Source organism: Rothia sp. L_38 (genome assembly GCF_050689125.1).
Classification (GTDB): Bacteria; Actinomycetota; Actinomycetes; order Actinomycetales; family Micrococcaceae; genus Rothia.
The window spans coordinates 59,076-74,733 of the sequence record NZ_JBOEQD010000011.1 but is presented as its reverse complement, the minus strand read 5'-3'; the positions used below and the strand labels follow the sequence as shown (position 1 = coordinate 74,733).

Below are 15,658 nucleotides of genomic sequence, written 5' to 3'. Positions count from 1 at the left end.
TGGCAGGGGAAGGCCGGCTAGCGGCCGGTGAGGTTCCAGGCGTCCTCGCTGTCGGGGGCATCCGCCTCGTCGTAGTAGTCAACGGTCTGCGGAACCCCGTCGTTCATGTGGGCTACGGGATCCCCGCCGTAGGGGTCGCTGTCTACAGGGGCCGGGGGCTCTTCACCCCGAATCTTAGCGAGGACGGCGGGCAGGTCATCGGGCTGGACCAGCACGTCGCGGGCCTTCGATCCCTCAGAGGGGCCAACGACTTCGCGCGATTCGAGCAGGTCCATCAGGCGCCCTGCCTTAGCAAAGCCCACGCGCAGCTTGCGCTGCAGCATGGAGGTCGAACCGAACTGGGTGTTGACCACCAGCTCGGCTGCCCGCAGCAGGTCATCCAGGTCGTCCCCGATGTCGTCGTCAATCTTCTTGGAGGGGGCAGCGGCGATCACGTCGTCGCGGTAGACCGCAGGGGCCTGCTTCTTTACGTGCTCTACGACCTCGTGAATCTCAGATTCGCCCACCCAGGCGCCCTGCACACGCATGGGCTTCGACGCGCCCATGGGCAGGAAGAGGGCATCACCCTGGCCGATCAGTTTCTCGGCGCCAGGCTGGTCGAGCACCACGCGTGAGTCGGTCACTGACGAGGTCGCAAAGGCCATGCGGGAGGGCACGTTGGCCTTAATCAGGCCGGTGACCACGTCAACGGACGGACGCTGGGTCGCCAGCACCAGGTGAATACCGGCGGCGCGGGCCAGCTGAGTGATACGGACGATGGACTCTTCCACATCACGCGGGGCAACCATCATCAGGTCGGCAAGCTCGTCCACGATCACCAGCAGATAGGGGTAGGCCTTAATCTGGCGCTTGGAACCTGGCTCAGGCTGAATCTTGCCAGCCTTGACGGCCTTGTTGAAGTCGTCCACGTGCTTGTAGCCGTAGTGGGCAAGGTCGTCGTAGCGGGCGTCCATCTCTCGCACCACCCACTGCAGGGCCTCGGCGGCCTTCTTGGGGTTGGTGATGATGGGGGTAATCAGGTGGGGAATCCCCTCGTAGGCGGTGAGCTCCACGCGCTTGGGGTCAACCATAATCAGGCGCACCTGATCGGGGGTTGAGCGCATCAGGATCGAGGTAATCATGGAGTTCACGAACGAGGATTTACCGGCGCCGGTAGCACCTGCCACCAGCATGTGGGGCATCTTAGCCAGGTTAGCAATGACGAAGCCGCCCTCGACATCCTTACCCACGCCCATGACCATGGGGTGGTCGGTAGCGTGGGCCTTAGCCGAGCGCAGCACATCGCCCAGCACCACGATTTCGCGGTCGGTATTGGGAATTTCGATACCGATAGCGCTCTTACCCGGAATGGGCGAGAGAATGCGAACGTCGGCAGACGCCACGGCGTAGGCAATGTTCTTGGACAGGGCGGTGACGCGTTCCACCTTGGTGCCGGGGCCCAGCTCAATCTCGTAGCGGGTGACGGTGGGGCCGCGGGAGAAGCCGGTGACCTCGGCGTCAACGTTGAACTGCTGGAGCACGTTGGTCAGGGCATCGACCACCTGCTCGTTGGCTTCGGAGCTTTCCTTGGCGGGTGGGCCGGCCTCAAGCATGGATTCGGTGGGCAGGGTGTAGGAGCCTGTGGAGGATTCCACGACCAGCTCGCCGCGGGGCTGCTCGGTTCGTTCTGCCACGGTGTTGTTTTGCAGTCGGGCGGACGGGCGCTCTGCAACAGGGCGGTCAGCAGCAGGACGAGTCGCCGCGGGTACCTGCCCGGAACCTGCGGTAGCAGGCTGGGGGGCAGATGCCTTGGCTGACGAAGTGGCACCAGCAGCGGCTGACCCAGCAGCAGCTCCGGTCAGGGCAGCGCCCAGCGAGGTGGCAGAAGAGCTGCCCTGACCGGGGCGGGGCACAGCAGGAGCAGGGGCCGAAGAAGGAGTAGCGGTCTGGCGAGCGGCAGGCTGAGCTGAAGCAGTCTCGGTCGCAAAGTCGTCGTTAGACCTATCGGCGGGTTCGGGGCGGTAGCCGTGCTCGGCGGCAGCCTGGCGGGCCTGGTCGAGGCGCTGGGCCGGGGCGTCCGAACGGTCTTCGCCGGCGTAGCTGGCCGAAAGCTCGTCCTCGCTCTCCCACAGGCCCTGGTCAAAGAGCTGGGCCTGCTTCTTGGCAGCCTTAGCCGCCGCTTTCTTCTCGCGGCGGGTCTGCTTGCGGGGTGCTTCTACGTCAAAGGCCTCAACAGGTCGGCTTGATGTCTGGGTGGCACGGCGGGGTGCCGGGGGCACCTGCTCAACGCGGGCGGTCTCGGGGTCAGCCTCGGAGCCGTCATCAATCACAGCGGTTTGGTAGGCCTCGTCCGCCTCGTAGCGGTCTAACCTGCGGTCGCTCACGGGACGGGGGCCAAAGCCCAACCAGCCCAGTAAGCCACCGCGACGGCGGGGAGCCGGGGCGGGGGCGTCCTCGTAGAGATAGGAGCGGTCGTGTTCGCCCTCTAGCACGCGAGTTTCAGCCTTGTCCTGAGAACGGGAGGCACGGGAAGGACGCCCGGCATCAGCGACCGAACCGTGGGGCTTCTCCCCCAGCATCAGACCGAAAATATGCACGATCTTGGGCCAAATCTGGCGCAGGGGCGTATCGGTGGCCACCAGCAGACCGGCCAGGAAAACCAGGGCAATCAAGAGCCATTCCAGCACATTCACGCCGCCTACGATACGGCTGGCGGGGGTGCCAATCAGCACGCCAACGGTACCGCCGCCGCCCCAGAATTCATCAAAACTCGATGAGAAAGAGGGGTAGCCTGCAACTTTGGCCCCCATCATCGAGGCAGAGACCGTCATGATAGTAAAGCCAATCGCAATGCGGTTGTTAGCCCGCACCTCCAGCGGGTGACGGAAGATACGGATAGCGAAAATCAGGCAGAGGATAGGAATGAGCAGGGAGCCTTGGCCGAAGAGACCGCCCACAGCGATGTGCCACAGGTGCAGGGGCCACTCGTACCAGGCCAGGTTCGCGGGGTCAGCCCGCCAGCCCCACCATTCCACCCCGGCTGTCAGCAGGCCGATAGCCAGCACCAGCAGGGCACCGCCGTCGCGGCGTTCGTGGAGTTCAATATCGGTGCGGAGCTCACCCATTCGGCGTACGGCACCGCCCACGGTGAAGGCCAGGGCCTGCCAGGCTCCGACCAGGGCACGCACAAAGGCGTTACTTTCCTGTGGGGGTGCTGACGAGGCCTTCCGGCTTCTACCTTGAGCTGAGGTTGAGCGACGTGAGGACGTCTTGGAGCGACTCCCCGCGGCGCGGGGGGCTGATTTACTCGATGCAGACTTTCGCGGAGCCATTCTTCCCAATACTGCTTGATGATCGGTTGCGTTTAAATAGCTTACCCGGCGGCAGGTAAAACTGCCGCCGGGTATGCTCAGAGGTTGCTAGTTGCCGTCAGCCTCGGGGGTGTGGGTCTCGATGACCACGGGCACAATCATGGGCTTGCGGCGCAAGCGGCGGGCTACCCAAGCCCCCATGGTGCGGCGGACGATCTGCTGCAGCTGATGCGTGGTGTGCACGCGCTCAGGAGCCCGGTGCAGGGCGTCCTCAAGAGCTGCGGTGATCTTGGGGGTAATGTCGTCGAAGACGGAATCATTTTCGGCGATACCGCGGGCATGGATGTCGGGCCCGGTGACCACGCGCTTGGTGGCGCGGTCAACTACGGTGACGATAGAGACGAAGCCTTCTTCGCCCAGGACGCGGCGGTCCTTGAGGTCATCTTCGGTAACGTGACCTACAGACTTACCGTCAACGTAGACATATTCGCAGGGTACCTGACCGACAATGTCAGCGCGGCCGTCGCGCAAATCGACGACGGTTCCGGAGTCACCGATGATCACCCGATCGCTCTTGATTCCGGTTTCGATAGCCAGCTTGCCTGAGGCCAGCAGGTGGCGTACTTCGCCGTGCACAGGCATGACGTTCTTGGGCTGCAGGATGTTGTAGCAGTAAAGCAGCTCACCGGCAGCGGCGTGGCCTGAGACGTGTACCTTAGCGTTGCCCTTGTGAACCACGTTGGCGCCCAGCTTCATCAGGCCGTTGATCACGCGGTAGACAGAAGTTTCGTTACCGGGAATCAGGGATGAGGCCAGGATAATGGTGTCGCCCTTTTCGACCTGAATCTTGTGGTCGCCGTTAGCCATACGGGAGAGAGCCGCCATGGGCTCACCCTGGGAGCCGGTGCACATCATGACAATCTGCTCGGGGCGGTAGTCATCGACCTTCTTGAGGTCAACCAGAATACCTTCGGGTACATTCAGGTAGCCCAGCTTCTCTGCAATGGTCATGTTGCGTACCATGGAGCGGCCGACCAGGACCACCTTGCGGCCGCGTTCAGCAGCTGCATCGAGCACCTGCTGGACGCGGTGCACGTGTGAGGAGAATGAAGCAACGATGACGCGGCGCTTAGCATCGCGCATAACGTTGGAGATGACCGGGCCGATGTTCTTTTCGGTCGGGGTAAAGCCGGGAACCTCAGCGTTGGTGGAGTCGGGCAGGAAGAGGTCGATTCCCTCTTCACCCAGGCGGGCGAAGTGACGCAGGTCGGTGATGCGGCCGTCCAGGGGCAGCTGGTCCATCTTGAAGTCGCCGGTGTGCAGGACCTTGCCCGCCTTGGTGCGGATGAAGACTGCCAGGGCATCGGGGATGGAGTGGTTAACGGCTACGAATTCACATTCGAAGGGGCCGAAGCGCTCAACCTGGCCTTCAACAACGTCCATGGTGTAGGGCTTGATGCGGTGTTCCTGGAGCTTAGCTTCGACCAGGGCCAGGGTCAGCTGGGAGCCCACCAGGGGAATATCGGGGCGCATACGCAGCAGGTAGGGTACAGCGCCGATGTGGTCCTCATGGCCGTGGGTCAGCACGATCGCCACGATGTCCTGCAGGCGGTCCTTGATGTAGTTGAGGTCGGGCAGGATCAGGTCTACGCCGGGCTGGGACTCTTCGGGGAAGAGCACGCCGCAGTCGACCACGAGCAGTTTGCCGTTGATTTCGTAGACGGTCATGTTACGGCCAACTTCGCCGAGACCGCCCAGCGGCACAACGCGCAGGGTGTCTTTTTTGAGTTTGGGGGGAAGGTGCGGGCTTTCAACTGTTTGCATAGTTTCTCTTTCTTCTATCTTTTCTTTTCTGAATACGGGCAAAGCGGGCCACCCAAAATCTTCCTGATTTTGGGTGGGCCCGCCGGGTACCCGCAGTACGTTTTTACTTGACCAGGGTTGAGGCGATGACGGAGCCTTCGAGGTCGGAGCGCATCTGTGCGGCTTCTTCGTCGGTGGCCAGCACGTGCGGCAGGCGCACGGTGGCTGAGTCGAGGATGCCCTGCCAGGTGAGAATCTGCTTGGCGGCAACACAGCCGGGTACGCGGCTCATAGCGGCGCGGACGACCGGGGCCAGGTCGAGGTGCAGTTTCTGGGCGGTTGCCAGGTCGCCGGCGATGGTTGCGTCGATGAGCTGGCGGAAGTGTTCGGGGGCTACGTGGGAGGTGACGCCGACCAGGCCGACGGCTCCCATAGCCAGCCAGGGCAGGGTCAGGCCATCGTCGCCTGAGTAGTAGTCCAGGTCGGTGGTTTCCATGACCTCGGTGGCAGCGGTGAAGTCGGCCTTGGCGTCCTTGACTGCCACGATGTTTTCGTGGTCTGCCAGGGCACGGTAGACGGCCGGGGTAATGGGGGTACCGGTGCGGCCGGGGATGTCGTAGAGCATGACGGGGGTCTTAACCGCGTCAGCGACAGTGCGGAAGTGGGCTTCAAGACCGGTCTGGGTGGGCTTGTTGTAGTAGGGGGTGACCACGAGCAGACCGTCGACACCCACAGCTTCGGCGCGGGAGGCCAGGTGGAGGGTGTGGGCGGTGTCATTGGAGCCTACACCCGCTACAATCTTGGCGCGGTCGCCCACGGCTTCCTTGACGATGCGGAAGACGTTTTCGTTTTCCTCATCGGTCATGGTGGAGTATTCGCCGGTGGTGCCGCAGACGATGAGACCGTCGTGGCCGCGGTCAACCAGGTTGGTGGCGAGCGCGGCGGTTGCCTGCTCGTCGACCTCTCCCTGTGCGGTGAAGGGGGTGACCATGGCGGTGAGCAGGCGCCCGAAGATGGGTTCTGCTATGGCTGGGGTGTGCTGTGCGGTCTCAGACATATCTACTACGTTACCTTATCTGGCTGGGCGGGGTGGGGTGAGTTTGATTAAAGGCTGGCGCTACTCCGGGGCGGACGCCGGTGGGCAGCCTGGCTTTAGATGGTGACCTGGGTGGGGTTTTTGCCTCGGTGCAGGGCTATGGCGGTGCGCATGGCTTTGCGGGCGCGTTTTCGGTCGCCGGAGGCGTCGTAGGCCAGGGAGAGACGGAACCAATTTTTCCAGCTGGTGGGGTCTTTCTCGGTGGCTGTGGCGTAGTGGGTGAACTGTGCGTCGGCTACTGCGCGGTCGATGCGGCCTGCTTCGGTGCGGGGCAGGGTATCTTCGGGTAGCTCCCCCGCTGCGGCGAGTTCCTGTCCCAGGGCTTGGGTGCGGGAGCCGAAGATGATTTCGCGGATCATGGCCCAGGCACCCAGGACGGGTAGGACGATGAGGGCCCCACCCAGCAGGGCACCTAGTGCCCCCGCGTTCTGCAGGAAGATAAAGCCTCTTTGGGCTGTGAGCACCAGGTAGAGGCTAAGGGCTACCGTCACCAGGGCGGCGAAGGCTTTTCCTCGCCCACCGGCGTCCACCGCGATGAAGACCGCGCAGAACACGCCTACTGCCAGCAGGAAGAGGCGGGTGCCCAGGGGTAGGGGCAAAATCAGTACGGTGAGGACGGCCAGGGTAATAGCTCCGGCGGTGAAGGCCCGCAGCAAGGTCATGGGTTAGTCCAGGTTGAGATAGCGATCAAGGCCCACGGTCAGGCCGGGGTGCTGTTCGACCTGGCGGACGCCCAGCAGGACGCCGGGCATGAAGCTGGTGCGATCGAAGGAGTCGTGGCGGATGACCAGCTGCTGGCCGGCGTCACCGAGCAGGATTTCTTGGTGGGCGGTGAGGCCGCGCAGGCGGACGGCGTGTACGTTGACGCCGGCAACCTTAGCGCCGCGGGAGCCGCCCTCATCGGTTTCGGTGGCATCAGGTGAGGCAGGCACCCCGGCTTCGGCCCGGGCAGCAGCAATTTTCTGGGCGGTGTGGACGGCGGTGCCCGAGGGCGCATCGACCTTGTTGGGGTGGTGCATTTCGATGACTTCTACTGACTCGAAGAATTTTGCTGCCTTAGCGGCAAATTCGGTAGCCAGGATGGAGCCGATGGCGAAGTTGGGGGCGATGAGTACGCCCACCTGAGGATGCTCGGCAAGCAGGGCTTCGAGGGAGGCTAGGCGCTCTTCGTTCCAGCCGGTGGTGCCAACCACCGCGTGAATACCGTGTTCAACGGCAAAGCGTACGTTGGCTTCGGTGGCGGAGGGGACGGTCAGGTCAATCATGACGTCCGCGCCGTACTCGACTAAGAGATCTAGGGAGTCTCCGTTGCCCAGGGCAGCTACCAGGTCCATGTCTTCTGCGGTGTTGACGGCCTTGACCGCTTCTGAGCCCATACGTCCTGCGGCGCCGACAACAGCTACCTTCCAAATCTTGCTCATACCTTCTTTACCCCTTTAGTACGTTGATGTTACGGGTGCCGGGTGACACCTGGCAGTACTCGCTCACACGCATAGCACCGGCTGGCACCTGTATCGCATCAACAAGCCACATCACACTACTCTAGCGAACGGGATAGCCTCACCGCACGCCTTACCGCATCCAAAGGCTATGTCACCTGCGAGAACATCCACGGCCAGACCGGGATATTTCAGCATCCGGAACCGCCCTTGGCTTGCCTGTTGCAAAAACTACCCGGCGGGTGCGACGCAAGAAAACCCGACCAACTCTTACACTAGAAAGGTGCGCCTGCACCCCAGCTCACCAACCCAAGGGAACTATGAAAGACGACCACGTTTTTTACTCCGCCGTGCACCCCCATGAGGGGCAGCGACGCTTCGTCTTGCGCGGTCTTGATGGCATCCGCGCTATCGCGGTCTTGCTGGTGCTGGTCTACCATCTGTGGCCCCAGTATCTACCCGGGGGCATGATTGGCGTTGATATCTTCTTCGTCATCTCGGGCTACCTGATTACCGCTCTGCTACTGCGTGAGGGCGCCTATACCGGCAAGATGGATATTGTCTCTTTCTGGGTTCGGCGTCTGCGCCGCCTGGTACCGGCTTTTGCCCTGCTGACGCTGGTGGTGGGGTCCTTGGCCCTGCTGGTGGGTGGGGACGCCCAGGTGGGGTTGGGCCGTCAGATTCTTGGTGCCTTTACCTACTCGTCAAACTGGCTGCTGATCTGGGCCGGCAACGACTATTTCACTCAGACCTCCCCTGAGCTCATGACCAATTTCTGGTCGCTGGCGGTTGAAGAGCAGTTCTACCTCTTCTGGCCTGTGGCCATGGTCTTTGTCTTTATGTTTACTGCCAAATGGTGGCAGCGGGCCCTGGTACCGGGCGTCCTGGGGCTTCTTTCCGTGCTGGCAGCGCTTACGTTAGGCCTACTGGGTGCCTCTAGCACCCGCCTCTACTACGGCACCGATACCCACCTCTACGGGCTCATGCTGGGCGTGCTACTGGCCATGATGATTCCCTGGTCCATGTACCCGCCCGTTGACGACCGGCTTTACCCCCTTGTAGGTTATGGCAACGGTATCTGGGGCTGGCTCCGCCAGCTGGTGGGCTGGGCCTGTTTAGCTGCGGTGGTTCCCTATGCTTTGACCCTGTCAGACCACAGCTCCTGGCTGATGCCCTGGGGGCTGCTGGTGGGTTCCCTTTTGGGTATGGGCATGATTCAGGCTCTGCTTCCGGACGTCCGTGGCGGCACCTCCGGGCTATTTCGGGGGATCTTGTCACTGGCTCCCCTGCGCTGGATCGGTCAGCGTTCCTACGGCATCTACCTATGGCACTGGCCCCTGATGGTGCTGGCCCACTACACCTTTGGGGCAGCACGCTCCCCCTGGGTGAACTTTGGCGTGCTACTTCTGACTCTAATCGTTGCAGGGCTCTCCTACATGTATGTGGAGCAGCCCGTGCGCACGCTGGGCTTCCGTGGGGCGCTCTCTACCTGGTTCTCTGCCATGCTTGCACCCGCTGGCCGGGCTCTGCCCCTTGGCGCAGCCGTCCTGGCCGGAGCCACCCTCATTGCCACCGTTTTTGCTGTACGCACCGCACCGGCTATGACCGAAGCCGAAGCTGTGGTGGCTGCCGGTGCCAACTATGCGCAGGCATCCGCACCGGCTCCCCAACCCAGCAGCGCTTCTGCCGCCCCTACCGCTTCAGCCGACCCCAGCGCCTCAGCAGAACCCAGCACATCCGGCCAACCGTCAGAAAGCGCCACCCCCTCCCCCACCGGTTCCGCTCCATCGGCAGCCGCCGTGGACGGTTCCCAGGAGGTAACGATTGTGGGCGACTCCGTCACCCTGGCTTCTTCCATTGCCCTGGGGGAAGCCCTGCCCCAGGCCCTGGTCAACGCCGAAGTCTCCCGCACTAGCTCTGCGGCCCTCCCCGTTGTTGAGCAGCTCCTAGATTCGGGGCAGATGCGCGAGGTGCTAGTGCTCTCGGTGACCGCTAACTCCACTTTTACGTTCGACCAGCTTGAACAGCTCAAGGCTTCAGTGTCACCGAATGGTGAGCGCAAGATTGTGCTGGTAACCGGTATGGGCCCGGCGAACCTGACCTGGATCGAACCGTCCAACCAGGTCATCCGCGAGTTTGCGGCACAGAATCCAGATACCGTCTTTGTAGCCGACTGGCAGGCCGCCGCCAAGGGCCACCCCGAATACCTGGTCTCCGACGGCGTGCACCCTCAGAATGAGGGTCTAACCGTCTACGCTCAAACCGTGAAGGATGCGGTGGCGAAGGCCCTCGACTAATAAGGCGCGATCAACATACAGCAGGGGCACCCGCTATGTCGGCGGGTGCCCCTGCTGTTTTTTACTTGACGATGGTGGTGACCCACTCCTGGCTGGCCAGATAGCGGGCCAGGTCGTTGACCTGATCTAGCGTCACTGACCGCACACCGTCGAGGAGTTCGTCGATGGAGAGGAACTTCCCCGAGTCCAGCTCTGCCCGGCCCAGGCGGCTCATGCGGGAACCGGCGTCCTCGCTTCCCAGCACGGTGGAACCTCCCAACTGCCCAACGACCTTCTCAAGTTCTTCTTGCGTGATACCGTCGCGCACAAAATCGTCGAAGGTAGAGCGCATGAGCGCGGTCACCTGCCCGGCCTTGGCAGGAAGGCAACCCGCGTACATGCCAAAGTAGCCGGCGTCTGAGTAAGAGCCGGTGAAGGAGAACGTGGAGTAGGCCAAGCCGCGCTTCTCACGGATTTCCTGGAAGAGACGGGAGGACATTCCCCCGCCCAGAGCAGAGTTGAGCACGCTCATGGCGTAGCGGCGCTCGTCCCCTGCGATGAGACCGGGGCAGCCCATGACGATGTTGGTCTGTTCAAAGCCCTTGTCGAGGGTTTTTTCGCGGGCCCCGGGAACAATCTGGCTTTGCTGACGGACGCGGCGCGGGGCAGGTAGGGCACCTTCGGTCAGATCCCAGCCGCGGTTAGCCAGAGAGTCAAGGACCAGGTTGACGATCTCTGAGTGGTTGAGGCTACCGGCTGCGGAGATGACCAAGCGGTCGGGGGTGTAAAACTTCTTGTAGTGTTCCCAGACCTTATCGCGGGCAACATCGGTAATTTCCTGCGGGGTACCACCGATAGGGCGCCCCAGGGGGTTGCTGCCCATGAGCTGTTCAATGAAGGACTCGAAGGCTACATCGGTGGGATCATCCTGGTCCATGGCGATTTCTTCGAGGATGACGCCGCGTTCCTGTTCAAGCAGGGCGGGGTCGAGCTTGGCTCCAGTGACCATATCGGCGATAACGTCGATGGCCATGGGGGTGTCTTCATCGAGCACGCGGGCGTAGTAGCAGGTGTGTTCTTTGGCGGTGAGGGCGTTGGATTCGCCGCCTACCCGGTCAAAAGCGTGGGCGATATCGAGGGCGCTGCGGCTTTCTGTGCCTTTGAAGAGCAGGTGTTCGAGGAAGTGGGTGGAACCCAGCATGCCGGGCTGCTCGTCACGTGAGCCCACCCCTACCCAGAAGCCGATGGAGACGCTGCGTTGGGAGGGCATGCGTTCGGTGATGACGCGGACGCCGCCCGGCAGCACGGAGCGGCGCACTTCATTGCCTCCACCACCGGCGTAGATGAGACGGCCAGTGCGGTAGTTGAGCTCGTCGGTGAGGTCAGCGGTTTCAAGGGGTAGAAGGACGGGCATGGGCCTGCTTTCTGCTGTTCTGGAATACCTGTTTAGTATGCCAGATATTGACGTGCAAATCCCAGAGAAGCACTGCCCAAAGCAAACATCTGATCGAATTTTATAGATATAAATAATTAATACCTGCGTACACTGAATTTATGATTGTGAATATTTTTTGATTAGATAAGAAGGAAAACACTTTTCTATTAGAAGGCTACATAGGTTTTATGATGCACCACTCCTGCATTGCAACCGCGGTACTATCCTGCGGGGTTGCAGTATTTCCTCTCTGGGCTCTTCCCCGGGCTGCCGCTGACACCGCTGAGCAGGAAATTACAGCACAATTCCAGACCCAAGCATCACTATACTCACCCCTTTATAGTGCGGAAGAATCCTATACTATTGCGGTCCCAGATGAGCGAACCTATGCTGCTCCCACGGATTCTTCAGGCCTCCCTCTGCCTTTTGGAACCTCTTTCGCTGCAACTCCTGGGACACCTAGCTGGATTTTTATTGGCCCTGCTGGTGATATTTCGGTTTCCCCCACATACGATGTAGACCCGGGCACCTACACAGTAGATGTCCTGGTTACTTACCCTGACGGATCGGCTGATACCGTATCGCAGGCTATTGTGGTCATTAATGACTTCTATAGTTCGCATATTACAGGTAACTATTTCCCCCTCACCGCACTTGTATGGGGACAAGAGCTCCCTTCCTTTGATTTACAGATGCCCTGGGAGCCCGGAGTGGCCTTCTACTTAGGAGAGCATTCAAACCCCGAATGGATTTCTGTTTCTAGCTCAGGGTGGATTTCTGGCTCAGTCCCGGCAGGAACTCGTCCTGGTCGCTATGACTATCGAGTGACTGGCTACGGTAACTACAATGTTCAGTTGCAGTACGACGGGTCTATTATTGTTACCGAGCCTGCCGGACAAGAAGGTCTGTGGTATCCAGAGAATCTTTCTGTTGAACCAAATGGCCGCTTAGAGCTGGCTCCTCCTACTTTTGCTAACGGGTCTAAGGCACAGGGAGTTTTCTCTGCGACCGCCGAAACCCCGTCGTGGGTAGCTATTGCCAGCGATGGCTCTGTGGTACTTACCCCCGGTGGTGGAGTGCCGAGCGGCAACCACAAGATTCCCCTGAACTTCGTTGGAGAGGACGGGGGTGCAGCGCGAAGTCCATCTGACCGTGGAAGTAGCGGAGTATAGCAACGTTATCTCTGTATCTACAGAGAAAATCTCGGCGACAAAAATTGTTCCGGGTGGATCGTTCAGCAATAACTTAGTAGTCATAGGCAACGGCGGCGATTTACCCACTGGCACCACTCTTTCTCTGAGATACTCAGACACTGATATTGCAGCAGTTAGTCTGAGTGACGACGGGCGGCAGATTCAGATTCTGATATCCCCTGATGCTCATGTGTCGACCAACCCTTGGTCGGATACAGCCTATCTGCAACTCACCTACCCTGATGGGTCACATGATAATCTCGAAGCACACTATAAGGTTGTTTCCCCGCCTGAATCAGAAGCAACTCCGGCACCTTCCGCAGAGCCTTCAGCTCCTTCTTCTGATGAAACTCCAGAAGTTGCGGTTCCCGATACTGCGGCTGACCATACTGATACCCTTGCTCCTTCTGAGGAGCCTAATCTAGGCCTTGCACCGGCTGAGTCCCCTGTAGCTCCCGTACCCGCAGAGGAGCCCACAGTCGGGTTACCGGTTGAATCAGCAACTCCTGAAGAACCTATAGCTACGCCCAGCACTATAGCTACAGCTGAGCCTACCCTTGTAGTAGCCCATGAGCTATCTGTCGTTTCTCCTGCTCCGCACAGTCAGTTTGAGCAGAGCCCTCAGGTAAAACAGGCCACCACAGCGTCGAACCCTACCCAGGTGAACCAAGCAGGCGCGTCGTTAGGCCAAGCGAGTTCATCACAGATTACGTTAGCTTCATCAGGTGCTACTTCTACTCAGCAGCCAGCGTATCCTGCTTTAGCTCGTACCGGAGCAGGTGAAGAAAGTTTAGCTATTCTGTCATTGATTGGGGCAAGTTCAGTCTTAGTAGATGGACTGGCGCTGGTTGCAGCACGCCGTCAGACCAAATCCCACTAAAAGCGGATAAGTAAAAGGGGCAGGGACCTTAGTCCCTGCCCCCTTCTCTTTACGGCTGAAGCACCGGTTTGATAAGTGGTGCCAGGCTTTCAGCAAATGCCTGAGTGATATGAGTGGGGTCTGTATGAGTCAGATATTCCCCAATAACCACAGGGCACATCCCGTTGACGCAGGTTGCTGCAAGTGCATCAAAGCGAGTCACCGAGGTCGTTCCCAACTCGGCAGCATCTACAGCACGCTGTTCTGCTGCTTCCTTTTCCTGTTGGTAGCTTTGTAGCTCAGCAGAGCAATCTGCTGTTGTCCCGGTCTTAGTCATACAGCTTCGTGGATCACCGGTAAGCGCAGGGGAACCAAGCACGCTGATATGGCTGGTGTAGTTTGCAAGTTGCTTGAGTGTCTGAGTCGTTGCTTGCTCCCAGTTCTCTGACTTTTGAGTTGCATCGGTAATAATCTGGCCAGCTTCATTGAGCTGATACTCATAGCCACCTGTTGCGCTCGCAATCACGATGAGGTCTGGCTGCACCTTTTCAGCGAGACCAAACATGGCTTCACGTGTGGTTGCACATTTTTCAGCGAATCCGCTTGCTTCAAAATCAGCCTCCTGCCGAATAGACATGATAGAACACGAACCCACACCAGCCGCAATGACACGTTCTGTGGCTTCACTGGCGGCAACGACGGCCGGAGTCCAAGCCATTGCCACTGAGTCTCCGATGACAAGTATTGTGCGCTCAGCCGATGCTTCGCTTGCACCCCATTCGCAGAGCTTCAGCTCGGTATCTCCGAATCCTACGGCACAGGATGTTGATGGAGCCATTGCTTCGCCCATCTGTTCCTGGGTGAGCTGGTTGGGCGAAGGAATGAGCTGGTTGCTCCATTCTGCTTGCGCTGAATCGGTAATTGCCTTCTGTGCCTCTTCTATGGTGCTGTAAGTAGTTGTTGCCGAGGCCCTTTCAACGGCCATAGTTTGAGGCGCAAGTACAGCATATTTTGAGGGCATAAACTGCCATACTGTCATAGCTGCAATCGCAACGAGGATGGCTGCCGATACTAGGTTCCCACCTTTGATCCATGCTGAGGGTAGCTGGTTTCGCTCTTGTTTCTCCCAGCTTCGAAGCAGGTTTGAATGGCGGACGGGGTTTTCCACGAAATAGTAAGATAGGGCGGAAAGTGCAAAGGTTAGTGCCAGGCAGCCTAGGAGTACCAGGTTAGAGTTACTGAACCAGGTAGTCATGAAAATAAGGACGGGGAAGTGCCACAGATAGAGCGAGTATGAGATATCGCCGATCCAGCGCATGACAGGATTTTCAAGGCCGATAACTACGGGAACGGTCTGCTGTTGGGGCAGAAGCACGAAGGCTGTTGCAATCGCAGGTACAAGAGCGAAAGGGCCGGGGAAGGGAGTCTCTGCGGTGATAGTGAATGCTGAGATAACGAGCAAGGCGAGCCCAACAGCACCAAGGTATGGGCTGTATTTTCTTCTCATACCAAGTCTTGCGGCTAGGGCACCAATCGCGAACTCGCAGGCTCTTGAAATGGTGTCGAAGTAGGCCCACTGTGCTCGGTAGTCTGTGAAGAGTACTGCCCATAGAGCTGAAAGAACAATTGTTGCGATAATTGCAATGTCAATTGCTCGTTCTGGTTTTTTGAACTTGTTACCTAGTGCCCAGGCCAGGGTTAGCGCTAGCGGCCAGGCTACATAAAACTGTTCTTCTACTGATAGCGACCAGTAATGCTGGAAGGGGGAGGGGTTCGCTGAGTGGGCCAGGTAGTCTGTCCCTGCCCCGGCAAAATGCCAGTTGGCGACCCAGAGGTTAGACCAGATAGCGTCGAGCGTGTATTGCAGAGCTTGGGGTGTGAACCAGGTAAACCAGGCAAGAGCTACTGTAATTAACGAGACGAAGAGTGCCACGGGCATGATGCGGCGTAGACGGCGCGCATAAAAACGAGGTAGGCGTACTCGCCCGTGCTGCTGGATATCTCGCAGGATAATTCCTGAAATGAGGAAGCCCGAGAGCACGAAGAAGATATCGACGCCGATGAACCCGCCTTGGGGAAGGTTCCAAAAGTGCTGAGCGATAACGAGGATAACGGCGACAGCGCGTAGGCCCTGGATGTCAGCTCGTTGCGTTCCGGCTGCTCGGTGCCGATAAGCGTGTGATGTGGTAGCTGTATTCATGGTTCCCTTGCCATGTAAACCTTGAGAGGGGTGCTACCCCCCCCCCCAGGAAAAATTGTTAAATCGA

At 59.6% G+C, this 15,658-nt stretch carries 10 protein-coding genes and 1 pseudogene; 4 read left to right on the top strand and 7 right to left on the bottom strand.

The window, feature by feature from the left end:
• Positions 1–17 precede the first annotated feature (17 nt).
• The 5 genes from ACRCJM_RS09335 to dapB all read right to left on the bottom strand — a co-directional run bounded on the left by ACRCJM_RS09335 (position 18) and on the right by dapB (position 7,610).
• Positions 18–3,311: a DNA translocase FtsK gene (locus ACRCJM_RS09335; protein ID WP_431464704.1), complete on the bottom strand. Its 3,294-nt coding sequence runs from the start codon at positions 3,309–3,311 to the stop codon at positions 18–20.
• A gap of 87 nt (positions 3,312–3,398) precedes the next feature.
• Positions 3,399–5,114: a ribonuclease J gene (locus tag ACRCJM_RS09330; RefSeq protein ID WP_237186852.1), complete on the bottom strand. Its 1,716-nt coding sequence runs from the start codon at positions 5,112–5,114 to the stop codon at positions 3,399–3,401.
• A 103-nt stretch (positions 5,115–5,217) separates the two neighbouring features.
• Positions 5,218–6,150 carry a 4-hydroxy-tetrahydrodipicolinate synthase gene (dapA, locus tag ACRCJM_RS09325; RefSeq protein WP_431464703.1) on the bottom strand — a complete coding sequence of 311 codons (933 nt, stop codon included), beginning with the start codon at positions 6,148–6,150 and terminating at the stop codon, positions 5,218–5,220.
• Between the two features lie 95 nt (positions 6,151–6,245).
• The gene (locus tag ACRCJM_RS09320) at positions 6,246–6,851 is read right to left on the bottom strand and encodes a hypothetical protein (RefSeq protein ID WP_431464702.1); all 606 of its coding nucleotides are present in this window, start codon (positions 6,849–6,851) and stop codon (positions 6,246–6,248) included.
• A 3-nt stretch (positions 6,852–6,854) separates the two neighbouring features.
• Positions 6,855–7,610: a 4-hydroxy-tetrahydrodipicolinate reductase gene (gene dapB / locus ACRCJM_RS09315; protein ID WP_237242819.1), complete on the bottom strand. Its 756-nt coding sequence runs from the start codon at positions 7,608–7,610 to the stop codon at positions 6,855–6,857.
• Positions 7,611–7,948: 338 nt separating this feature from the next.
• Between dapB and ACRCJM_RS09310 the strand changes: the two genes are divergently transcribed.
• Positions 7,949–9,925: an acyltransferase family protein gene (locus tag ACRCJM_RS09310; RefSeq protein ID WP_431464701.1), complete on the top strand. Its 1,977-nt coding sequence runs from the start codon at positions 7,949–7,951 to the stop codon at positions 9,923–9,925.
• Positions 9,926–9,986: 61 nt separating this feature from the next.
• Here ACRCJM_RS09310 and ACRCJM_RS09305 read toward each other — a convergent pair whose 3' ends face one another.
• A complete protein-coding gene (locus ACRCJM_RS09305) occupies positions 9,987–11,318 on the bottom strand; it encodes a M16 family metallopeptidase (protein ID WP_431464700.1) in 1,332 nt (443 codons plus the stop codon).
• 209 nt (positions 11,319–11,527) lie between these two features.
• Between ACRCJM_RS09305 and ACRCJM_RS09300 the strand changes: the two are divergent.
• The 3 genes and pseudogenes from ACRCJM_RS09300 to ACRCJM_RS09290 all read left to right on the top strand — a co-directional run.
• Positions 11,528–11,926 (top strand): annotated as a pseudogene (locus ACRCJM_RS09300) (Rib/alpha-like domain-containing protein); the annotation flags it as partial.
• 123 nt (positions 11,927–12,049) lie between these two features.
• Positions 12,050–12,511 (top strand): putative Ig domain-containing protein, encoded by a 462-nt coding sequence (locus ACRCJM_RS09295; RefSeq protein ID WP_431464721.1) that lies wholly within the window; start codon positions 12,050–12,052, stop codon positions 12,509–12,511.
• Positions 12,468–13,412, top strand: a complete 945-nt coding sequence (locus ACRCJM_RS09290; RefSeq protein ID WP_431464699.1) for a hypothetical protein — start codon at positions 12,468–12,470, stop codon at positions 13,410–13,412. Before ACRCJM_RS09295 ends, ACRCJM_RS09290 begins: the two co-directional genes overlap by 44 nt.
• Positions 13,413–13,461: 49 nt before the next feature.
• Here ACRCJM_RS09290 and ACRCJM_RS09285 read toward each other — a convergent pair whose 3' ends face one another.
• The gene (locus ACRCJM_RS09285; RefSeq protein ID WP_431464698.1) at positions 13,462–15,591 is read right to left on the bottom strand and encodes an acyltransferase family protein; all 2,130 of its coding nucleotides are present in this window, start codon (positions 15,589–15,591) and stop codon (positions 13,462–13,464) included.
• Between the last annotated feature and the right edge of the window lie 67 nt (positions 15,592–15,658).

Bases quoted from the DNA above. Each gene is read 5' to 3' on its own strand.
- ACRCJM_RS09320 (WP_431464702.1), bottom strand. From the start codon at position 6,851: ATGACCTTGCTGCGGGCCTTCACCGCCGGAGCTATTACCCTGGCCGTC.
- ACRCJM_RS09310 (WP_431464701.1), top strand. From the start codon at position 7,949: ATGAAAGACGACCACGTTTTTTACTCCGCCGTGCACCCCCATGAGGGG.
- ACRCJM_RS09285 (WP_431464698.1), bottom strand. From the start codon at position 15,591: ATGAATACAGCTACCACATCACACGCTTATCGGCACCGAGCAGCCGGA.
- ACRCJM_RS09305 (WP_431464700.1), bottom strand. From the start codon at position 11,318: ATGCCCGTCCTTCTACCCCTTGAAACCGCTGACCTCACCGACGAGCTC.
- ACRCJM_RS09335 (WP_431464704.1), bottom strand. From the start codon at position 3,311: ATGGCTCCGCGAAAGTCTGCATCGAGTAAATCAGCCCCCCGCGCCGCG.
- dapB (WP_237242819.1), bottom strand. From the start codon at position 7,610: ATGAGCAAGATTTGGAAGGTAGCTGTTGTCGGCGCCGCAGGACGTATG.
- ACRCJM_RS09330 (WP_237186852.1), bottom strand. From the start codon at position 5,114: ATGCAAACAGTTGAAAGCCCGCACCTTCCCCCCAAACTCAAAAAAGAC.
- dapA (WP_431464703.1), bottom strand. From the start codon at position 6,150: ATGTCTGAGACCGCACAGCACACCCCAGCCATAGCAGAACCCATCTTC.